The sequence below is a fragment of the Streptomyces albidicamelliae genome (assembly GCF_025642175.1).
Lineage (GTDB): Bacteria > Actinomycetota > Actinomycetes > Streptomycetales > Streptomycetaceae > Streptomyces > Streptomyces albidocamelliae.
The window spans coordinates 6,572,969-6,591,651 of the sequence record NZ_CP106795.1 but is presented as its reverse complement, the minus strand read 5'-3'; the positions used below and the strand labels follow the sequence as shown (position 1 = coordinate 6,591,651).

Sequence of the window (18,683 nt, the reverse complement as noted above, 5' to 3'; positions counted from 1 at the left end):
CCGCCGTCGGCGGGCACGTTCGTGGCTCGCGGCGCGGCCCCCCGAATCCCTCAGTCGCGGCGCAGTTCATGGCGCAGGGCGTCCAGGTCGGACCCGCCCGCCATCTGCCGGGTCAGTTCGTCCAGGGTCGTTTCGTCCCGTGTGCAATTGCCCACCATCGTGCCGCGGCGCAGCAGGACGAACCGGTCCCCCACCAGGTAGGCGTGGTGCGGGTTGTGGGTGATCAGGACGACGCCCAGGCCCTCGTCGCGGGCCGCGGCCACGTACTTCAGCACCACGCCGGACTGCTTCACGCCCAGTGCCGCCGTCGGCTCGTCCAGGACGAGGACCTTCGCACCGAAGTGGACCGCGCGGGCGATGGCCACGCACTGGCGTTCGCCGCCGGAGAGGGTGCCGATGGGCTGGTCGACGTCCCGGAGGTCGATGCCCATGCGCAGCAGGGCCTCGCGGGTGGTGCGGCGCATGAGGTCGACGTCCAGGCGCTTGAAGGGGCCGGTGCCCTTGCGCGGCTCGGAGCCGAGGAAGAAGTTGCGCCAGACCGGCATCAGGGGGACGACGGCGAGGTCCTGGTGGACCGTGGCGATCCCCCGGTCCAGGGCCTCGCGCGGGGAGGCGAGCGCGGTCTCCTCGCCGTCGATGCGCAGCGTGCCGCCGTCGTGGCGGTGCAGACCCGCGATGATCTTGATCAGGGTGGACTTGCCCGCGCCGTTGTCGCCGAGGACGCAGGTGACGTCGCCGGCGTGCACCTCCAGGGAGACGCCCTCCAGGGCGCGTACGTTGCCGTACCGCTTGCCGACGCCGGACAGCGCCACCAGGGCCGTACGCGATTCGGTCTGCGTCATGCCGTCGCCTCCGCGCGCTTGCGGACCCAGGCGTTGAGCAGGGTCGCGAGGAGCAGCATCGCTCCGAGGAAGAACTTGAACCAGTCCGGGTTCCACTCGGCGAAGACGATGCCCTTGCTGGTCATGCCGAACAGCAGCGCGCCGACGGCCGAGCCGACCGCGCTGCCGTAGCCGCCGGTGATGAGGCAGCCGCCGATGACGGCCGCGATGATGTAGATCAGCTCGTTGCCGACGCCCTCTCCGGACTGGACGGCGTCGAAGGAGAAGAGCAGGTGCTGGCCGGAGATCCAGGCGCCGAACGCGACGCCCGTGTAGAGGCCGGTCCTGGTCCCGTCGACCGGGACTCCCACGGCGCGGGCCGCGTCGGCGTTGCCGCCCACGGCGAAGATCCAGTTGCCGATGCGGGTGCGCAGCAGGATCCAGGAGCCGAGGGCGACGAGTCCGAGCCACCACAGGACGGTGACCTTGAGGCCGACTCCGCCGACGGTGAGCGTGGAGGCGAAGACGGCGTGGGCGCTGGGGAAGCCCTCCATGTCGCCGATGGTCTTGGTGGAGACCGTGTCGTCGATCAGCTTGGTGAAGCCGAGGTTCATGCCGGTCAGCATCAGGAACGTGCCGAGCGTGATGATGAAGCTGGGCAGCCGGGTGCGGGTGAGCAGGAAGCCGTTGAGGGCGCCGACGGCCAGGGTGACCAGGAGGGACACGCCGACCCCGACCCAGGTGTTCGCGGTCGTCTGGTAGCTGAACATCGAGGAGATCAGCGCCGAGGACGTCACGAGGACACCCGCCGACAGGTCGAACTCACCGCCGATCATCAGCAGGGCGACGGGTACGGCCATGATGCCGATGGTCGAGGACGCGTACAGGACCGTGCCGAGGCTGGCGGGGCGCAGGAAGCCGTCGGCGGCGACGGCGAAGAAGACGAGGACGGCGAGGGCGCCCACGACGGAGCCCAGTTCGGGGCGGGCGAGCAGCCTGCGCGGGCGAGAGGTCCGCAGAAGCCTTTCGTCGGCAGTTTTGCGCAGCTCGCCGGGCGCGGCGCCCGCTTCGCCGGCCGCCCCGCTCACCTCGTCGGTCGCCGCGCTCATCGGGTGCCCCGCTCGGTGTAGCCGGCCAGCGCGGACGCCTGGTCCTTGGTGATGATCTGCGGTCCGGTGAGCACCGGCTTGCCGCCGCCGAGGACGTCGCCGTTGTACTTGTACAGCCACAGCAGGTCGACGGCCTGGTAGCCCTGGAGGTACGGCTGCTGGTCCACGGCGAAGCCGAGGGTGCCGTTCTTCAGCGAGGCCGCGACCCCGGCGTTGAGGTCGAAGGTGTCGATCTCGGCCTTGCTGCCCGCGTCCGTCCTGGCCTTCACGGCGGTGTCGGCGTAGGGCGCGCCGAGGGTGACGACGGCGTCGAGGGACTTGTCGGCCTGGAGCTTGGCGCCGATCGCCGACTGCCCGTCGGGCATGTTGGTGCCGTTGACGTAGAGCTTGCGCAGCGTGCCGTGGAACGTCTTGGCGACGCCGTCGCAGCGCTGCTCGTGGCCGACGTTGCCCTGCTCGTGCAGCACGCACAGGGCCTTCTTCCTGCCGCGCTCGTTCAGCTCCTCGCCGACGGCCTCGCCGGCGATGGTCTCGTCCTGGCCGATGTGGGTCAGGGCGCCGAACGCCTTGGAGACCTCGGAACCGGAGTTGACCGTGACCACCGGGATGCCGGCCTTCTCGGCGCGGGCGACGGCCGCCTTCATCGCGTCCGGCTTGGCGAGGGTGACGATGATGCCGTCGACCTTCTTGTCGACGGCCGCGTCCACCAGCTGTGCCTGCTGCTGGGCCTCGTCGTCGTGCGAGTACAGGAAGTTGATGTTGTCCTTGACGGCGGCCTGCTCGGCGCCGCTCTGCACGATGTCCCAGAAGGTGTCGCCGTCCCCGGAGTGGGTGATCATCGCGATGGTCCAGCGGGGGGTGTTCACCGCCGCCCTGCCCTGGGCCGCGGCGGCCTTGCGGGCGTCCTCGGCCCGCTTGCCTCCGGTGCTGCTGCATCCGGCCAGGGACACGGAGAGTGCCCCTGCCAGCGCTATGCCTACCCAGGTCCGAAACCGTGCCACGAGGCCGTGCCCTTCTTGCTGTGCTCTTGATCTGCTCCGACGTGCGTAAGGGGCGGGCGACCTCGCCGCCGGTGTGTCCCGGCGTCGAATTCACCAGCCCCAAACACCTCAGTATCGAACACGTGGAACACCCATGACACGGCAGGGGCACCGCAGACCGGTCATATTGTCCGGACATTGAGACGAACGTCCGGGAGCACCCTCAGGGACGGACGAGCAGCTGGAACTCGAAGGAGTAGCGCGTCGGGCGGTAGGTGTGGTCGCCGAACTCGACCGCGCGGCCGGTGTCGTCGAAGGTGGTGCGCTGCATGGTGAGCAGCGGGGCGCCCTCGGTCTCGGTGAGCCGCTCGGCCTCGTCGGCCGTGGCGCCGCGCGCCCCGATGGACTGCCGGGCACTGTGCAGGGTGATCCCGGCCGAACGCATCAGCCGGTACAGGCCGGTGGCCTCCAGTTGGCCGGTGTCCAGGTCGAGCAGGCCGGGCGGCAGGTGGTTGATCAGGTAGGCCATCGGCTCGCCGTGGGCGAGCCGCAGCCGCTCGACGCGGTGGACGTCGCTGCCCTCGGCGACCCCGAGCGCCGCGGCGACCTCCGGGGAGGCCGGCAGGACGGAGTTGACCAGGACCTTGGTCGCGGGCCGCTGGCCGGCCGCCTCCAGGTCGTCGTAGAGGCTGCTGAGCTCCAGGGGGCGCTTGACCTGGCTGTGCACGACCTGGGTGCCGACGCCCCGGCGGCGGACCAGGAGCCCCTTGTCGACGAGCGACTGGATGGCCTGGCGGACGGTCGGCCGGGACAGGCCGAGCCGCGCCGCCAGCTCGATCTCGTTGCCCAGCAGGCTGCCCGGAGTGAGGCTGCCCTGCTCGATGGCGGCCTCCAGCTGCTGGGAGAGCTGGAAGTACAGCGGCACCGGGGAACTACGGTCCACACGAAGGTCGAGCGACACGGTCGGGTCCACATCTGGTTTCGGCACGGCCCCGAGCGTAGCCCCGTGCCCGGTTGACGGGAAGTTGTGTAGTCCGATTGTCCGGACATACGCATTGACAGCGTACGGGGTCGGCCCTCACTTTGTTTCCATGCGCATCGGGGTCATCGGTACGGGCCGCATCGGCACCATTCATGCGAGGACGCTCAGCCGGCACCGCGAGGTCGGGTCGCTGATCCTCACGGACGCGGACCCGGCACGGGCGCAGGAGCTCGCGCACCGGCTGGGCGAGACGGCGGCGCCGGGGGTGGACGAGGTCTTCCGGTGGGGCGTGGACGCGGTGGTGATCACCGCGGCGACCGCCGCCCACGCGGAACTGATCGGCCGGGCGGCCCGCTCGGGACTGCCGGTGTTCTGCGAGAAACCGATCGCCCTCGACCTGCCGGGCACCCTCCAGGCGCTCGCCGAGGTGGCGGCCGCCGGGACGGTGCTGCAGATGGGCTTCCAGCGGCGGTTCGACGCGGGGTACGCCGGCGCCCGGGAGGCGGTGCGCGCGGGACGGCTCGGGCGGCTGCACACCGTACGGGCCATGACCTGCGACCAGTCCCCGCCGCCCGCGGAGTGGCTGCCGCTGTCCGGCGGGCTGTTCCGGGACACGCTGATCCACGACTTCGACGTGCTGCGCTGGGTGACGGGCCACGAGGTGGTCGACGTGTACGCCACCGGATCCGAAGCCGGTCCCGCGATGTTCCGTGAGGCCGGCGACGTCGCCACGGGCGCGGCGGTGCTCACCCTGGACGACGGCACGCTGGCCACGGCGTCCGCGACCCGGCTGAACGGCGCGGGCTACGACGTGCGCATGGAGCTGGCGGGCGAGCGGGACACGGTGGTGGTCGGTCTGGACGACCGCACACCGGTCGCGTCCACCGAGCCGACCGGGCCGCCGCCCGCCGACAAGCCGTGGCCGGGGTTCCTGGAGCGCTTCGGGCCGGCCTACGAGGCCGAGCTGACCGCGTTCGTGGCCCTGGTCCGCGGCGAGCGGGACAATCCGTGCGACGGCCGGGAGGCGTTGCACGCCCTGCGGATCGCCGAGGCCTGCGAGATCTCCCGCCGGGAGCGGCGGCCGGTGGCGCTGGCGGAGATCCCGGACCGGGCGCAGCCGTCGTACGGCTGAGCAGCCGTACGACGGCCGGGGGCGGGAGCCGGTCACCAGCGGACCGGGAGTGTGCGCACCCCCCTGATCAGCATGCCCGGCAGCCACTCCCCCGGCTCACCGTCCAGCGCCAGGCCGGGGGCGCGCTCCAGCAGGGAGCCGATGGCCGCGCGGGCCTCCAGGCGGGCCAGGGGCGCGCCCAGGCAGAAGTGGAGGCCGTGGCCGAAGGCGAGGTTGCCGCGCGGTTCGCGGCGGATGTCGAAGCGGTCCGGGTCGGCGTGGCGGGAGCCGTCCCGCTGGGCCGCGGCGAGACCGATCACCACCTGCTCGCCGCGCGCGATGTGCGTGCCGCCGATCTCCAGGGGCTCGGCGGCGAAGCGGAAGGTGGCGTTCTCCACCGGGCCGTCATAACGCAGCATCTCCTCGACCGCGCCGTCCAGAAGGCTCATGTCGGCCCGCAGCAGGTCGAGTTGGTCCGGGTGCGTGAGCAGGGCGAGGACGCCGTTGCCGATCAGGTTGACCGTGGTCTCGTGGCCGGCGATCAGCAGGAGGAAGGCCATGCCGCGCAGCTCGCCCGGGGAGAGGCGGTCGCCGTCCTCGGCGGTGGTGCGGATCAGGTCGCTCAGCAGGTCGCCGGTCGGTCCGGTGCGGGTCTTGTCGTCGATCAGCTCCGTCAGGTACTCGGCGAGGCGGACGACCGCGGCGTACTCGGCCTCGGGGCTGGAGGGGGCGACCACCTCGGTGGACATCTTCCGGAACTCCGCGCGGTCCATCTCGGGGACGCCGAGCAGCTCGCAGATGACGGTGATGGGCAGGGGGTAGGCGAGGGACTCGATGAGGTCCGCGCGGCCGTGCGGCAGCATCGCGTCGAGCAGGTCGTCGGTGATCCGCTGGACGCGGGGGCGCAGTGCCTCGACCCGGCGCATCGTGAACGCGCGGGTGACGAGGCCGCGCAGCCGGGTGTGCTGCGGCGGGTCGGCGAGCAGCATGTGCTTGCCGATCAGCTCCTCGTCGAAGAAGGCGGCGTCGACCTTGGTGGCGTCTTTGGCCAGCCGGGGGTCGGCGAGGGCGGCGCGTGCCTCCTCGTAGCCCACGACGAGCCATGGCCGGTGACTCTCGTCCGCCCCCGGGATCCGGATCCGGTGCACCGGGCCCTCGGCGCGCAGACGGGCGTACACCGTGTGGGGGTCGCGGCGGAACGCGTCGCCGAACTCCCCTAAGTCGACCAGCTGTCGGCTGTCCATCGGTCCCCTTCCGGACTCCCCCCGAGGTCCGCCGGGCGTCTCCCGGCAAGGGGACAACGCCCGGGACGGCGGCTTAGTGCCCGTCCTCGAGAAGTCCCGCGTCGTAGGCGAGCAGGGCGATCTGGACGCGGTTGTCGAGGTCCAGTTTGGCGAGGATGCGCGAGACGTGGGTCTTGACGGTGGCCACGCTCATGAAGAGTTCGGTGGCGATCTGGGCGTTGGCCAGTCCCCGGCCGACGGCGACGGCGACCTCGCGCTCGCGGTCGTTGAGGACGGTGAGCGTGTCACGCGCGCGTGCCTGGCGGGTGTCGGCGGCGGAACCGGCGGCGTGCCGCATCAGTTGCCGGGTGACGGCGGGCGACAGGACGGGGTCGCCGGCCGCGACCCGGCGGACGGCCTGGACGATCTCGGCGGGCGGGGTGTCCTTGAGGACGAAACCGGCGGCGCCCGCGCGCAGGGCGTGCAGCACCTGTTCGTCGGCGTGGAAGGTGGTGAGCACCACGACCTGCGGCGCGTCGGGGCGGGCGCGCAGGCGCCGGGTGGCGGTGAGACCGTCCACCGACGGCATGCGGATGTCCATCAGGACGACGTCCGGCCGGGTGTGCCGGACGAGTTCCTCGGCCTCCGCGCCGTCGGCGGCCTCCCCGACGATCTCGATGTCCTCGGCTCCGCCCATCATCAGCGCGAGCCCTGCCCGCACCAGGGGATCGTCGTCGACGAGGAGAAGTCTGATCGGCGTCGCAGTCATGGCCCTACGTAACCATGGAGCGGGCCGCCCGCGGAGCGGTCGTCGCAAGCCGGTGCCCCGTTCCCCGGCGGCACGCACGGGCCGGGCGGCCGGGGCGGCGCGCCCGGTTCCGGTTCCCCGGCCGCTCGCCTCAGGTGCGTGGCCACGGCAGCCCGCACCGGACCTCGAAGCCGCCGTCCGGCGTGGGGCCGTGTGCCAGGTGGCCGCCGGCCAGCGTGGCGCGTTCCGTCAGGCCGATGAGGCCCTGGCCGGAGCCGGGGACCGGCGGGACGTCGCTCCGCGGGGGCGGGTTGGTGACGGTGAGGGTCAGGCCGTCGCCGGGGGCGCCGGCGAGGCGGACGGTGACCTCGCTGCCGGGTGCGTGCTTGCGGGCGTTGGTCAGGGTCTCCTGGGCGATGCGGTAGGCGGTGCGGCCGACGGAGGCGGGGACGGCCGCCGGGTCGGCGATCCGGTGGTCGAGGGTGACCTTCATGCCCGCCTCGCGGCACTCGGCGACGAGGGCGTCCAGCGCGGCGAGCGTCGGCTGTGGCCGCCCGCCCGCGTCGTCGGACTCCCCGGTCCGCAGCACGCCGATGATCTCCCGCAGGTCCTGGAGGGCCTCGTGGGCGCTCTCCCGGATGACGCCCGCCGCCCTCGCGATCTCCTCCCGGGGCGCGTCCGGCCGGAACTCCAGGGCGCCCGCGTGCACGCTGAGCAGGGTGAGCCGGTGGGCGAGGACGTCGTGCATCTCGCGGGCGATGGCCTCCCGGGCCAGACGCTGCGCCTGCTCGGCGCGCAGCCGCGCCTCGGTCTCGGCCCGGTGGGCGCGCTCCCGCAGGCTCAGCATCAGCATCCGCTTGGAGCGGACGAACATGCCCCAGCCGATGACCGTCAGGGTGAGCAGGACGGTGAAGGCCACGACTCCGGCGTAGGGCAGGTCGGGGTCGGGCCGCAGCCAGAAGAAGACCGGGATCAGGGCGAGTTGGGCACCGCCGATCCAGGCCACGTACCGGAAGGGCCGGTGCACGGCGAGGGTGAACAGGATGACCGTCGCCGCGCCGCCCGCGGTGTTGGACAGCAGGCCGACCGGGACCGTCGCGACGGCGAGCCCGACCGGCCACCGGCGCCGCAGCCAGACCGCCGCGCAGGCGACGGCGCCGAGCGTCTGGTCGAGGACCGCGAAGCCGTGCGGCAGTCCCGGTTCGTCGCCGAGGGATGTGGCGGCCGCCAGGCCGAGGACGACGGACAGCAGGAAGCAGGAGAAGTCGACGACCCAGTCGCGTGCCGTGCGCCGCGGCCGCCGGCCGGCGCCGTGGGTGTCCGGGGACAGCTCGTGGATCAGGGCGGACGGGAGGAGCCAGCGCGGGCCCGCGAAATCCTGCGGCGCCCGGGCCGACTCGTCAGTGCTCACGGTCCACGAATCTACGCAGGATCCGCCCGGGCGAGAGCGTCACCGAAGGGATCGTCGACCAAAGTCGCGGCCCTGTGGACTTTCGGTGGTGCGGCACCGCCGTGCGGCAGCCTTGTGGCCGTACGGGACTCGCCCCGCGGCCGATGTGTGGGGGGAAGCCGCGGGGCGAGGGTCGTCGCATGAAGCAGTTGCTGGAACTTCTCGGATTTCTCGCCCTGGTGCAGGGCGTCCTGGGCCTGGTGCACGAGTTCACGCACTGGCACGTGGGTCTCGTGCGGCGGCTCGGGTTCCTCGACGGTTACGAGGTCTATGCGAGCGTCGCGCTCGTGGTGCTCGCGTTCGCCCTGTTCGCCGCCGCGGAGAGCCGGGGGTCCGGCTGAGTTCGGAGGCGGACCCCCGGCCGGCGCGCCGTTCCTCGGTTCGACGGCCCCGACCGGCCGGTCTTCAGCAGCCGAAGTCGATCAGGTCGAACGTGGCGTAGTGGTCCGAGGTGTAGTAGTCCTCCTGCCGCTTCTCACCGGTGACGATGCGCCGCGCACCGCGGTCCGGGGAGCCGGGGGTCTTCACCGTGTACTCGTGGTAGTAGCCGGACTGCTGCGTGGGCAGCACGCCTTCGCGGTTGGAGAAGACGGTGCCGTCCTGGTCGTACGGGAAGGGCCCGCCCTGGTCGATCAGCTTCAGGGTGTCGTCGGCCTGCGACGGCAGGGCGCTGTGGCAGACGCTGCCGACCGAGGCGGTCGCGGCGTCCGCCGTCGTGACGGACACGGTGCCGCCGACGAGGAGGGCGGAGAGCAGGGCGCCCGCGGCGCCGATACGGGTGATCCGTGGGGGGAAGGTCATGACTTCATGATGACGCGCGTAGACGTTGGCATGTCAACGACAAAGTTGAAGAGTTTCCGTTCAAGTCCCGTGAAGCTTCGGGAAGTTAACCGGTCACACGGCGTCCCCACGCCGTCCCCACAAGGACCAGCGCGCCACCCGCGAGTCCCACGGCGCCGAGCCGGTCCCCGCCCAGCGCGATACCGGCCGTGGCGGCCCAGAGCGGCTCGGTGCCGAGCAGCAGGCCGACCCGGGAGGGCGAGGTGCGCCGGACGGCCCACATCTGCACGAAGAAGGCGAACACGGTGCACAGCACGGCCAGGAACAGCAGCCCCGCCCACCGGCGCCCGTCGAGGCCGGCCGCGACGGTCCAGGGCGCGGGGCCGCCGCCGACGGCCGACAGCAGGACGAAGACGGTCACGCACGTGCCGAGCTGGACCGTGGTGAGCGGCAGCGTGTCTGCGTCCCGCACGGCCCTGGTCCGCGCCATGACGAGGACGTGCGCGGTGCGGGCGAACGCCGCGAGCAGCATGAGCAGGTCGCCGGCGGACGGGCGGGTGAAGCCGGCACCCTGGGTGAGCAGGACGACGCCGAGGACCGAGAGGCCCGCCGCGCCGAGAAAGGGGGCCGTGGGCCGGGTGCGGGTGACGGCTGCCTCGGCGAGCGGGGTGAACACCATGGTGAGGCTGATGATCAGACCGGCGTTGGTCGCGGACGTATGGACCACGCCGTAGGTCTCCAGCAGGAAGATCCCGCTGAGGATCAGCCCCAGCACGGCCGCGCCGCGCCACTGGGCGGCGGTCAGCGCGCGCAGGGAGCGGTGTCCCGCGGCCGCGAGGAGCGGCAGCGCGAGGGCGAACCGCAGCACCAGGACGGCGAGCACCGTACGGGCGGTGGTGACGTCCTTCGCCGCGAGGTAGCTGGCGCCCCAGCAGACCGCCACCAGGAGGACGGGCAGATCGGTGTGCCAGGCACGGCGGGGCGCGAACGCGCCCGGTACGGCGATCGACGACATGCGGCGGCTCTCCGGGTCCGAGGCGGGGGGTGCGCAGACGTCGGCGGCTCGCACGGGACGCGCTCACCGTACCCACGGAGACGATCTTCGGCCAGAGCGCTGCCGCACGACGGGACCGGCCGCCGTCGGGACGTCAGTACGACCCGTACTCCGGGCGGCCCGCCAGGTCGTACGTCTGGATGGAGACGCCCGCGCCGGTCACGTGTCCGCAGCGGCGGGTGAAGCGGGTGGGCAGCGCGCCGTCCCCGAAGAGGCGGCGGCCCTCGCCGAGGACGACCGGGAAGGTCATCAGGTGCAGGGTGTCGAGGAGCCGCAGGTCGACGAGCGAGCGGACCAGGGCGCCGCTGCCGCTGATCTGGAGTTCGCCGTCCGTGCGTTCCTTGAGGGCCGTCACCTCCTTGGCGAGGTCGCCCGAGACGACGGTGGTGCCGGACCACTCGGGAGCCGTGAGGGTGGAGGAGACGACGTACTTCGGGAGGGTGTTCAGCCTGGCCGCGATCGGATCGGCCGGGTCGGTCTTCCCGGGCCAGTGGGAGGCGAAGATCTCGTAGGTGCGGCGGCCGAGCAGGAAGCCGCCCGCGCTGTCGAAGACGCCGGTGATGAAGCGGCCGGAGTCGTCGTCGCCGTACGGGAAGGTCCAGCCTCCCTGGTCGAAGCCGCCGCTGGTGTCCTCCTCGGGACCGCCGGGCGCCTGGTACACGCCGTCGAGGCTGACGAAGACGGTGGAGACGAGCTTGCCCATGGCGGGTGCCTTCTTCCGGGTGCGGGGTCTGCTGTCAGCACTTCAGACCCCGCCGGGCCCCGCGACTCATCGGTTCAGCCGGTGTGGGTGGAGAACAGTCCGCCGGTCGGGCCCTGCTTGTCACCGCCCTGGGCCTTCTTCAGAGCGTTGGCGAGGCTCTCGATGGTGAGGGACTGCAGGATCACCCGCCCGTTGCCCTCCAGCGTGGCCAGGGACAGGCCCTCACCGCCGAAGACGGCGTTCATGATCCCCTGCCGGTTGAGGCCGCCGACGCGCTGGACGCCGTACTCGATGCCCTCCTCGAAGGCGACCACACAGCCGGTGTCGACCTCGATGCGGCCGCCGAAGTCCGCCGGGTTCAGGTCGATGAAGTTGCCCGCTCCGGCGATGATCACCGTGCCCCGGCCGGTGAACTTCTCCAGGACGAAGCCCTCGCCGCCGCTCATGCCGGTGCGCCCGCCGGCGAAGGCGATGCCGAAGTCGACGGTGGACTCGGCGGCCACGAAGGCGTCCTTCTCGGCGAACCACGCGCGCGTGCCGTCGAGCTCCAGGGCGCGCATCTCCCCCGGCAGCACACCCGCGAAGCCGACCGTGCCCTCGCCGCCCTGGGCGGTGAAGTACTGGAAGGCGAGCGACTCGCCCGCGAGCATGCGCTGGCCGACCTGCATCGCGGTGCCCATGGCCTGGCGCAGCATGCCGCCCATGCCGCCGCCCGAGCCGCCCGCCTGCCGCCCGCCGTCGCCCGACGGGCCGGACAGCCGGGTCTCCATGGTCACGTTGGTGGTCTTGAACAGGAACTTCCCGGCCTCGCAGTACACGGTCTGGCCGGGGAACAGGTTGACGACCGCCATCTGCATGGCGTTGCCGACGATCTCTTGCTTAAGGGTCACGACGGGAAGAACGCGGGAGGCGGACGGAAGAGTTCCGCACCGGGGGAACATGGTCCGCGCGAGTGACACACGCGCGGGCGGGAGGGACACGCGGGGCGCCCCGGTGCTGTCCGGCCGGGGCGCCCCACGCGCGCGTGCGGGCGGGTCAGCCGCCCAGCTCCTGGTGGCGGGCGGCGAGCCGGGCCGCGCCCTCCTCGGTCAGGGAGCCGAACAGGCGCAGCCGGGAGATGCCGCCGTCGGGGAAGATGTCGACGCGCGCGTGCGTGCCGACCGCCGGCCGCGGCAGGACGAAGCGGTGGTTGGTGTCGGGCTGGAGGCGGGTGCGCGGCAGGATCTCCGTCCACTCGCCGTCCTCCCCGTCCCTGACGGAGACCGAGGCCCAGCCGGCGCTGTTGCCCTTCAGGTAGGCCGTGTCGATCTCGACGGCCCGGATCTGCGACTCGGACACCAGGCGGTAGCGGATCCAGTCGTTGCCCTGGTCGCGGCGGCGGCGGGTCTCCCAGCCGTCGTCCATCTTGCGGGAGCGGCCGGGCTGGATGGTGTTGGTGGCCGGGGAGTAGAAGAGGTTGGAGGCGTCCTCGACCTGGCCGCCGTTCTCCAGCGCGACCACGTCGAAGGTGCCCAGCACCGTCAGCCACGCGGGGTCGGGCACGACCTCGCCGTACACGCGCAGCCGGGCGATGCCGCCGTCGGGGTGCTGGTTGACGCGCAGGTGCGTGAAGCTCTGCTCGACGGAGACGGCGAAACCGTTCGCCGCGTGGCCGCCGACCGCCGTGCGCGGGACGAGCGTCGTCCACTTCACGTCCTCGGAGAGCAGTTCCTCCGGGGAGGGCGAGCCCGGTACGGAGGTGCCCTCGACCGAGACCGCCTGCGGGTAGTTGCCGCGGAAGTGGGCGGTGTCGACGACGATCCCGCGGATCACACCGGGCGCGCCGAGGCGCACCAGGGCCCAGTCGTGGTCCTCCGCGGTCGGCCAGGGGTGCTCGGCGGAGGCTCCGCGCCGGCGGCGGGTCTCCCAGCCGTCCATGATCTTGCCCTTGTGGCCGAAGTGCTCGGGGTCGAACTCGGCCGGCTCGGGCACCAGCAGGTTCTCCCGCTGGGCGAAGAACTCGTCGTTGGCGGCGATGACACCGGCGCCGAGCTGCCGGTCGGCGAGGTTGGCGTACTGGGTGAAGGGCAGGTCGGCGGTGCGGTAGTCCGCGTACGGGTCGCCGCCTCCGTAGGGGTTCGCGTCGCCGGTGAAGGTAGGTATCGCCGTCACGGTGATCAGGGGTTCCTTTCTGGAGTCGGCCGGGTTCGGGGGGTGGCTCACTGGGGGCGGGCGAGCAGCGTGCCCTTCGGCGCGGTGAACTCGCCGTCGGCGACGATGCGCTCGCCGCGCAGCCAGGTGGACTTGACGACGCCGTACAGGGTCTTGCCGGCGTAGGCGGTGACCCGGTTGCGGTGCTGGAGGCCGGCCGGGTCGACGGTGAAGGTCTCGTCGGGGGCGAGGACCGCGAAGTCGGCGTCCCGGCCGGGGGCGATCGCGCCCTTGGAGCCGTCGAGACCGACGAGTTCCGCGGTCCGCGTGGACATCCAGCGGACGACGTCCTCCAGCCCGTGGCCGCGCCTGCGGGCCTCGGTCCAGACGGCGGACAGGCTCAGCTGGAGGCCGGAGATGCCGCCCCAGGCGGTGGCGAAGTCGTCGGTCTTGAGGTCGGCGGTGGAGGGCGAGTGGTCGGTGACGACGCAGTCGACCGTGCCGTCGGCGAGGGCCTCCCAGAGCAGGTCCTGGTTGGCGGCCTCGCGGATGGGCGGGCAGCACTTGAACTCGCTCGCGCCGTCCGGGACCTCTTCGGCGCTCAGGGTGAGGTAGTGCGGACAGGTCTCCACGGTGACGCGGACGCCGTCGGCGCGGGCGGCGCGGATCAGCGGCAGCGCGTCGCTGGAGGACAGGTGCAGGACGTGCACGCGCGCGTTCAGCCGCCGGGCCTGCGCGACGAGGCTCGCGATGGCCGTGTCCTCGGCGTCGCGGGGGCGGGAGGCGAGGAAGTCGGCGTACCTGGGGCCGCCGTGCTGCGGGGCGGCGGCCAGGTGGTGCGGGTCCTCGGCGTGCACGATCAGCAGCCCGTCGAACCCGGCGATCTCCGCCAGGGACTGGGCCAGCCGGTCCTGGTCGAGGTGCGGGAACTCGTCGACGCCGGACGGGGACAGGAAGGCCTTGAAGCCGAAGACGCCGGCGTCGTGCAGCGGGCGCAGGTCCTTGACGTTGTCGGGCAGCGCCCCGCCCCAGAAGCCGACGTCGATGTGCGCCTTGTCCCGGGCCACGTCCTGCTTGATCCGCAGGTGGTCGACGGTCGTGGTGGGCGGGAGGGAGTTGAGCGGCATGTCGATCAGGGTGGTGATGCCGCCGGCCGCCGCCGCGCGCGTGGCGGTCCAGAAGCCCTCCCAGTCGGTGCGGCCCGGGTCGTTGACGTGCACGTGGGTGTCGACCAGGCCGGGCAGCAGGACGTGGTCGCCGACGTCCTCCAGCCGGGCCGCGGCCGGGACCTCGGCGTCGTACGGCAGGACGGCGGTGATCTTCCCCGCGGACACGGTGACCGTCGCGGCCCGCGTCCCTTCGGGGGTGATGACGCGCGTCGAGCGCAGCACCAGTTCAGCGTCGGACACCCGAACCCCTCTCTGTACCGCTGTTGTACGTCCAGGAAACGGGATGTACACCTACGTAACGGATTTCAACGTTCTGTTGAAGGAGTCTTCACTCCCGCCACCGCGCCGTCAAGGGGCACACTTCTGGGCAGTACGTCCCCCGCGTCCACTCTAGACGTTTCCACAAAGCGGAATTAGAATTCCAGCAAGCAGAACGTAGCTACGTACAAGCGGGCAGTCAACCGGCCGCCGGGTAGGCTTCTGCCCTCCCGCCAGTCCCGAAAGGAACGCGCCGTGCCGACGTCCAGCGCCAGCACCACCGACTCCGCCAAATCCTCCTCCGCAGGCGGGGTCCAGTCCCTGGAGCGCGCCTTCGACCTGCTCGAGCGCATGGCGGACGCGGGCGGCGAGGTCGGCCTGAGCGAGCTGTCCGCGACCAGCGGGCTGCCGCTGCCGACCATCCACCGGCTGATGCGCACCCTGGTCGCCTGCGGGTACGTCCGCCAGCAGCCGAACCGGCGCTACGCGCTCGGCCCCCGGCTGATCCGGCTCGGCGAATCGGCGTCCCGGCTGCTCGGCACGTGGGCGCGGCCCTACCTGGCCCGGCTGGTCGAGGAGACCGGCGAGACCGCGAACATGGCGCTGCTCGACGGCGACGAGATCGTGTACGTGGCACAGGTGCCGTCGAAGCACTCGATGCGGATGTTCACGGAGGTCGGCCGGCGGGTCCTGCCGCACTCGACCGGGGTGGGCAAGGCCCTGCTCGCGGGGGTCCCGGACGACGAGGTGCGCGCGCTGCTGTCCCGTACGGGCATGCCGGCCGCCACGGAGAAGACCATCACCACGCCGGAGGGGTTCCTCGCCGCGCTGGAGGACGTCCGGCAGGCCGGGTACGCCGTCGACGACAACGAGCAGGAGATCGGGGTGCGCTGCCTGGCGGTGTCCGTGCCGGACTCCCCGACGGCCGCGGCGATCTCCATCTCGGGGCCGGCCGGGCGGGTCACCGAGGCCGCGACCGACAAGATCGTGCCGGTGCTCCAGCAGATCGCCGTCGAACTCTCCCAGGCCCTGGCCAGCTCGGGCGCGTAGGTGTATTGATCACGAGCGTTGTTGACACCGGTGGGTCTTGAACATGGCGAAGACCTCCGATGTGGTGGAGCTAGCCACCCCGGCCGCTCGCACGGCGGCAGCCAGGGGCCCCGCGAGGGCGTCGTTGGCGACCGGCCGCGCTCGGACCGGCACCCGTACCCGGTGTCACGTCCGTGGGGGTTCGCCGAAGAGGTCGACCGCTTCTCGTACGCCCCTGAGTGCCCTCGCCAGTGCGCTCACCGAGCCGATCGCCGCCGCGATCAGTAACAGGCTGCCGCGCAGGCGCAGCGTCTCCGGGGTGCCGCCGGAGGCCATGGCCGCGAGGGAGGCCAGTTCGTCCTCGGCTATGCCCCGGTCGGGGAAGTCGGTGGGGAGCGCGGCGAGTTCGCGGCGCAGCCGGGAGACGGCGGTATGGAGTTCCGCCACCCTCGGGTCCTCGTCGCTGCCGGTCACTGGCCTCTGCCCCAAGCTCCGCAACACAGCCCTCCCCCAGACACGCCGACGTGCGCGGGTCAGTAAACGCCACCCCGAACGGGAGCGCCACAGCGCGGACCGAAATTCAGCCCAACGGAATCGGCGCCGGAAATCAGGACGCTTCCGCCGTCGTCGGGTATGCAGGACCCATGACGCACAACCAGGATCATCGGGGGGATGTCGCCGGGCTGCTGCTCGCCGCCGGCGGCGGCCGGCGGCTCGGCGGGCGGCCCAAGGCACTGCTGGAGCACCGGGGGCGGCCCCTGGTCGAGCACGCGGTGGGCGTCCTGCGCGCGGCCGGATGCGGACGCGTCCACGTCGTCCTGGGCGCCGGCGCGGACGACGTGCGCAAGCGCGCCGAGCTCGACGACTGCGTGCTCGTGGAGAACCCGGACTGGGCCGAGGGCATGGGCACGTCCCTGCGCGCGGGTCTTGAATCGCTCGCCGGCACGGGCGTGCGCGCCGCCCTCGTGAGCCTGGTGGACCAGCCCGGCATCGGCCCCGCCGCGGTGGCCCGGGTGCTGGGCGCGTACGAGGACGAGACCTCGCTGGTCTCGGCCGCGTACGACGGGCGGCGGGGGCATCCGGTGCTCTTCGGGTCCGCGCACTGGGCGGGCATCGCGGCGACCGCCACCGGGGACCGCGGGGCGCGCGCCTACCTGAAGGAACACGCGAACTCGGTCGGGCTCGTGGAGTGCGCGGACGTGGCCCAGCCGTACGACATCGACACCGCGGCCGACCTGCGCCACCTTGAGTGAGCGGGGTGGCACCGGGCGCCACCTTGCCTCGACTCAGAGAATCTCGACATCAACAAACCATTGAAGTTCCACGATGAGGAAACTACTATCCACTGTTCAGAAGCGCCTGGCCGCACAGCTGGCGCGGTTCGTCCTGTTCGTGCCACTAGGCACCCGGTGCCACCGCTGAAGGAAGTGACAGCTCATGTCCGCACCAGCGCCGTCCCCGCTGGCCATCGTCGACGCCGAGCCCCTGCCCCGGCAGGAAGAGGTCCTCACGGACGCCGCGCTCGCCTTCGTGGCGGAGCTGCACCGGCGGTTCACCCCGCGCCGTGACGAACTCCTCGCCCGCCGGGCCGAGCGCCGCGCCGAGATCGCCCGCACCTCCACGCTCGACTTCCTCCCGGAGACCGCCGCCATCCGCGCGGACGACTCCTGGCAGGTCGCCCCGGCCCCGGCCGCGCTGAACGACCGGCGCGTCGAGATCACCGGCCCCACCGACCGCAAGATGACCATCAACGCGCTCAACTCGGGCGCCCGGGTCTGGCTCGCCGACTTCGAGGACGCCTCCGCGCCCACCTGGGAGAACGTCGTCCTCGGCCAGCTCAACCTGATCGCCGCCTACACCCGGAGCATCGACTTCACCGACCCCGGGTCCGGCAAGTCCTACGCCCTGCGCCCGAACGAGGAGCTGGCGACCGTCGTCATGCGCCCGCGCGGCTGGCACCTGGACGAGCGCCACCTCGTCGACGCCGACGGCCGCGCCGTCCCCGGCGCCCTCGTCGACTTCGGCCTGTACTTCTTCCACAACGCCCAGCGCCTGCTGGACCTCGGCAAGGGCCCGTACTTCTACCTGCCCAAGACCGAGTCGCACCTCGAGGCCCGCCTGTGGAACGACGTGTTCGTCTTCGCCCAGGAGTACGTCGGCATCCCGCAGGGCACGGTGCGCGCCACCGTCCTGATCGAGACGATCACGGCCGCGTACGAGATGGAGGAGATCCTCTACGAACTGCGCGACCACGCCGCCGGGCTGAACGCCGGCCGCTGGGACTACCTGTTCTCCATCGTCAAGAACTTCCGTGACGGCGGGGCCAGGTTCGTCCTGCCGGACCGCAACGCGGTGACGATGACCGCCCCGTTCATGCGGGCGTACACCGAACTCCTCGTGCGCACCTGCCACAAGCGCGGCGCGCACGCGATCGGCGGCATGGCGGCCTTCATCCCGTCGCGGCGCGACGCCGAGGTCAACAAGGTGGCCTTCGAGAAGGTCCGCGCCGACAAGGACCGCGAGGCGAACGACGGCTTCGACGGCTCCTGGGTCGCCCACCCCGACCTGGTGCCGATCGCCCTGGAGTCCTTCGACCGGGTCCTCGGCGACAAGCCCCACCAGAAGGACCGGCTGCGCGAGGACGTCCACGTCGAGGCCGCCGACCTGATCGCCGTCGACTCGCTGGAGGCGAAGCCGACGTACGCCGGTCTCGTCAACGCCGTGCAGGTCGGCATCCGTTACATCGAGGCCTGGCTGCGCGGGCTCGGGGCGGTCGCCATCTTCAACCTGATGGAGGACGCGGCCACCGCCGAGATCTCCCGTTCCCAGATCTGGCAGTGGATCAACGCGGGCGTCGAGTTCGAGAACGGCGACCGGGCCACCCCGGAGCTGGCGCGCAAGGTCGCCGCCGAGGAACTCGACGCCATCCGCAAGGAGATCGGCGAGGAGGCCTTCGCGGCCGGCCACTGGCAGGAGGCCCACGATCTGCTGCTGCGGGTCTCCCTCGACGAGGACTACGCCGACTTCCTCACCCTGCCGGCGTACGAGCAACTGCGCGGCTGAGCCGCACACCGGCCCGTCCGCGCGACCGAGCGGCCCAGGGACTCCCCGGGCCGCTCGGTCGCGTACGCGCACC

General features: G+C 72.1%; 19 protein-coding genes. 5 read left to right on the top strand and 14 right to left on the bottom strand.

The annotated features are described in order from the left end of the window. Nucleotides 1-50: 50 nt before the first annotated feature. From N8I86_RS29815 to N8I86_RS29800, 4 genes are all read right to left on the bottom strand, one after another. Nucleotides 51-842: an ATP-binding cassette domain-containing protein gene (locus N8I86_RS29815; RefSeq protein ID WP_073897082.1), complete on the bottom strand. Its 792-nt coding sequence runs from the start codon at nucleotides 840-842 to the stop codon at nucleotides 51-53. After that, complete coding sequence (locus N8I86_RS29810) at nucleotides 839-1,930, bottom strand: ABC transporter permease (RefSeq protein ID WP_263279125.1); 1,092 nt, start codon at nucleotides 1,928-1,930, stop codon at nucleotides 839-841. Before N8I86_RS29810 ends, N8I86_RS29815 begins: the two co-directional genes overlap by 4 nt. Then, entirely contained in the window at nucleotides 1,927-2,931 is a 1,005-nt protein-coding gene (locus tag N8I86_RS29805; protein WP_263279124.1) for a sugar ABC transporter substrate-binding protein, read from the bottom strand. Before N8I86_RS29805 ends, N8I86_RS29810 begins: the two co-directional genes overlap by 4 nt. A gap of 202 nt (nucleotides 2,932-3,133) precedes the next feature. Beyond that, complete coding sequence (locus tag N8I86_RS29800) at nucleotides 3,134-3,871, bottom strand: GntR family transcriptional regulator (protein ID WP_123440160.1); 738 nt, start codon at nucleotides 3,869-3,871, stop codon at nucleotides 3,134-3,136. Nucleotides 3,872-4,001: 130 nt separating this feature from the next. On the opposite strand from N8I86_RS29800, the gene N8I86_RS29795 reads away from it, so the two are divergent. Then, on the top strand, nucleotides 4,002-5,024 hold the full coding sequence (locus N8I86_RS29795; protein WP_073897091.1) for a Gfo/Idh/MocA family protein: 1,023 nt from the start codon (nucleotides 4,002-4,004) through the stop codon (nucleotides 5,022-5,024). A gap of 32 nt (nucleotides 5,025-5,056) precedes the next feature. Here N8I86_RS29795 and N8I86_RS29790 read toward each other — a convergent pair whose 3' ends face one another. The 3 genes from N8I86_RS29790 to N8I86_RS29780 all read right to left on the bottom strand — a co-directional run bounded on the left by N8I86_RS29790 (nucleotide 5,057) and on the right by N8I86_RS29780 (nucleotide 8,385). Continuing rightward, a complete protein-coding gene (locus N8I86_RS29790) occupies nucleotides 5,057-6,247 on the bottom strand; it encodes a cytochrome P450 family protein (RefSeq protein ID WP_263279123.1) in 1,191 nt (396 codons plus the stop codon). A 73-nt stretch (nucleotides 6,248-6,320) separates the two neighbouring features. Then, the gene (locus tag N8I86_RS29785; protein ID WP_263279122.1) at nucleotides 6,321-6,995 is read right to left on the bottom strand and encodes a response regulator; all 675 of its coding nucleotides are present in this window, start codon (nucleotides 6,993-6,995) and stop codon (nucleotides 6,321-6,323) included. A 130-nt stretch (nucleotides 6,996-7,125) separates the two neighbouring features. Next, nucleotides 7,126-8,385: a sensor histidine kinase gene (locus N8I86_RS29780; RefSeq protein ID WP_263279121.1), complete on the bottom strand. Its 1,260-nt coding sequence runs from the start codon at nucleotides 8,383-8,385 to the stop codon at nucleotides 7,126-7,128. 179 nt (nucleotides 8,386-8,564) lie between these two features. On the opposite strand from N8I86_RS29780, the gene N8I86_RS29775 reads away from it, so the two are divergent. Next, nucleotides 8,565-8,765 (top strand): hypothetical protein, encoded by a 201-nt coding sequence (locus N8I86_RS29775; RefSeq protein WP_073897100.1) that lies wholly within the window; start codon nucleotides 8,565-8,567, stop codon nucleotides 8,763-8,765. Nucleotides 8,766-8,829: 64 nt separating this feature from the next. Here N8I86_RS29775 and N8I86_RS29770 read toward each other — a convergent pair whose 3' ends face one another. The 6 genes from N8I86_RS29770 to allB form a co-directional block, all read right to left on the bottom strand. Beyond that, entirely contained in the window at nucleotides 8,830-9,225 is a 396-nt protein-coding gene (locus N8I86_RS29770) for a guanyl-specific ribonuclease (protein WP_263279120.1), read from the bottom strand. Between the two features lie 85 nt (nucleotides 9,226-9,310). Further along, complete coding sequence (locus N8I86_RS29765) at nucleotides 9,311-10,219, bottom strand: DMT family transporter (RefSeq protein WP_263280170.1); 909 nt, start codon at nucleotides 10,217-10,219, stop codon at nucleotides 9,311-9,313. Nucleotides 10,220-10,352: 133 nt separating this feature from the next. Further along, nucleotides 10,353-10,961 (bottom strand): dihydrofolate reductase family protein, encoded by a 609-nt coding sequence (locus N8I86_RS29760; protein WP_263279119.1) that lies wholly within the window; start codon nucleotides 10,959-10,961, stop codon nucleotides 10,353-10,355. 74 nt (nucleotides 10,962-11,035) lie between these two features. Next, on the bottom strand, nucleotides 11,036-11,851 hold the full coding sequence (locus N8I86_RS29755; protein WP_073897112.1) for an AIM24 family protein: 816 nt from the start codon (nucleotides 11,849-11,851) through the stop codon (nucleotides 11,036-11,038). A gap of 145 nt (nucleotides 11,852-11,996) precedes the next feature. Next, nucleotides 11,997-13,112: an allantoicase gene (gene alc / locus N8I86_RS29750; protein WP_123441296.1), complete on the bottom strand. Its 1,116-nt coding sequence runs from the start codon at nucleotides 13,110-13,112 to the stop codon at nucleotides 11,997-11,999. A gap of 47 nt (nucleotides 13,113-13,159) precedes the next feature. Next, nucleotides 13,160-14,500 carry an allantoinase AllB gene (gene allB, locus N8I86_RS29745; RefSeq protein WP_263279118.1) on the bottom strand — a complete coding sequence of 447 codons (1,341 nt, stop codon included), beginning with the start codon at nucleotides 14,498-14,500 and terminating at the stop codon, nucleotides 13,160-13,162. Nucleotides 14,501-14,773: 273 nt separating this feature from the next. On the opposite strand from allB, the gene N8I86_RS29740 reads away from it, so the two are divergent. Further along, nucleotides 14,774-15,568: an IclR family transcriptional regulator gene (locus tag N8I86_RS29740; RefSeq protein ID WP_123440155.1), complete on the top strand. Its 795-nt coding sequence runs from the start codon at nucleotides 14,774-14,776 to the stop codon at nucleotides 15,566-15,568. Nucleotides 15,569-15,733: 165 nt separating this feature from the next. Here the strand turns inward: N8I86_RS29740 and N8I86_RS29735 are convergent, their stop codons facing one another. Next, nucleotides 15,734-16,048 (bottom strand): DUF5955 family protein, encoded by a 315-nt coding sequence (locus N8I86_RS29735; RefSeq protein WP_073897121.1) that lies wholly within the window; start codon nucleotides 16,046-16,048, stop codon nucleotides 15,734-15,736. A gap of 143 nt (nucleotides 16,049-16,191) precedes the next feature. On the opposite strand from N8I86_RS29735, the gene N8I86_RS29730 reads away from it, so the two are divergent. Both N8I86_RS29730 and aceB read left to right on the top strand, forming a co-directional pair. Next, entirely contained in the window at nucleotides 16,192-16,800 is a 609-nt protein-coding gene (locus tag N8I86_RS29730) for a nucleotidyltransferase family protein (RefSeq protein ID WP_263279117.1), read from the top strand. Between the two features lie 184 nt (nucleotides 16,801-16,984). Further along, nucleotides 16,985-18,610: a malate synthase A gene (gene aceB / locus N8I86_RS29725; RefSeq protein ID WP_263279116.1), complete on the top strand. Its 1,626-nt coding sequence runs from the start codon at nucleotides 16,985-16,987 to the stop codon at nucleotides 18,608-18,610. Nucleotides 18,611-18,683: the final 73 nt, after the last annotated feature.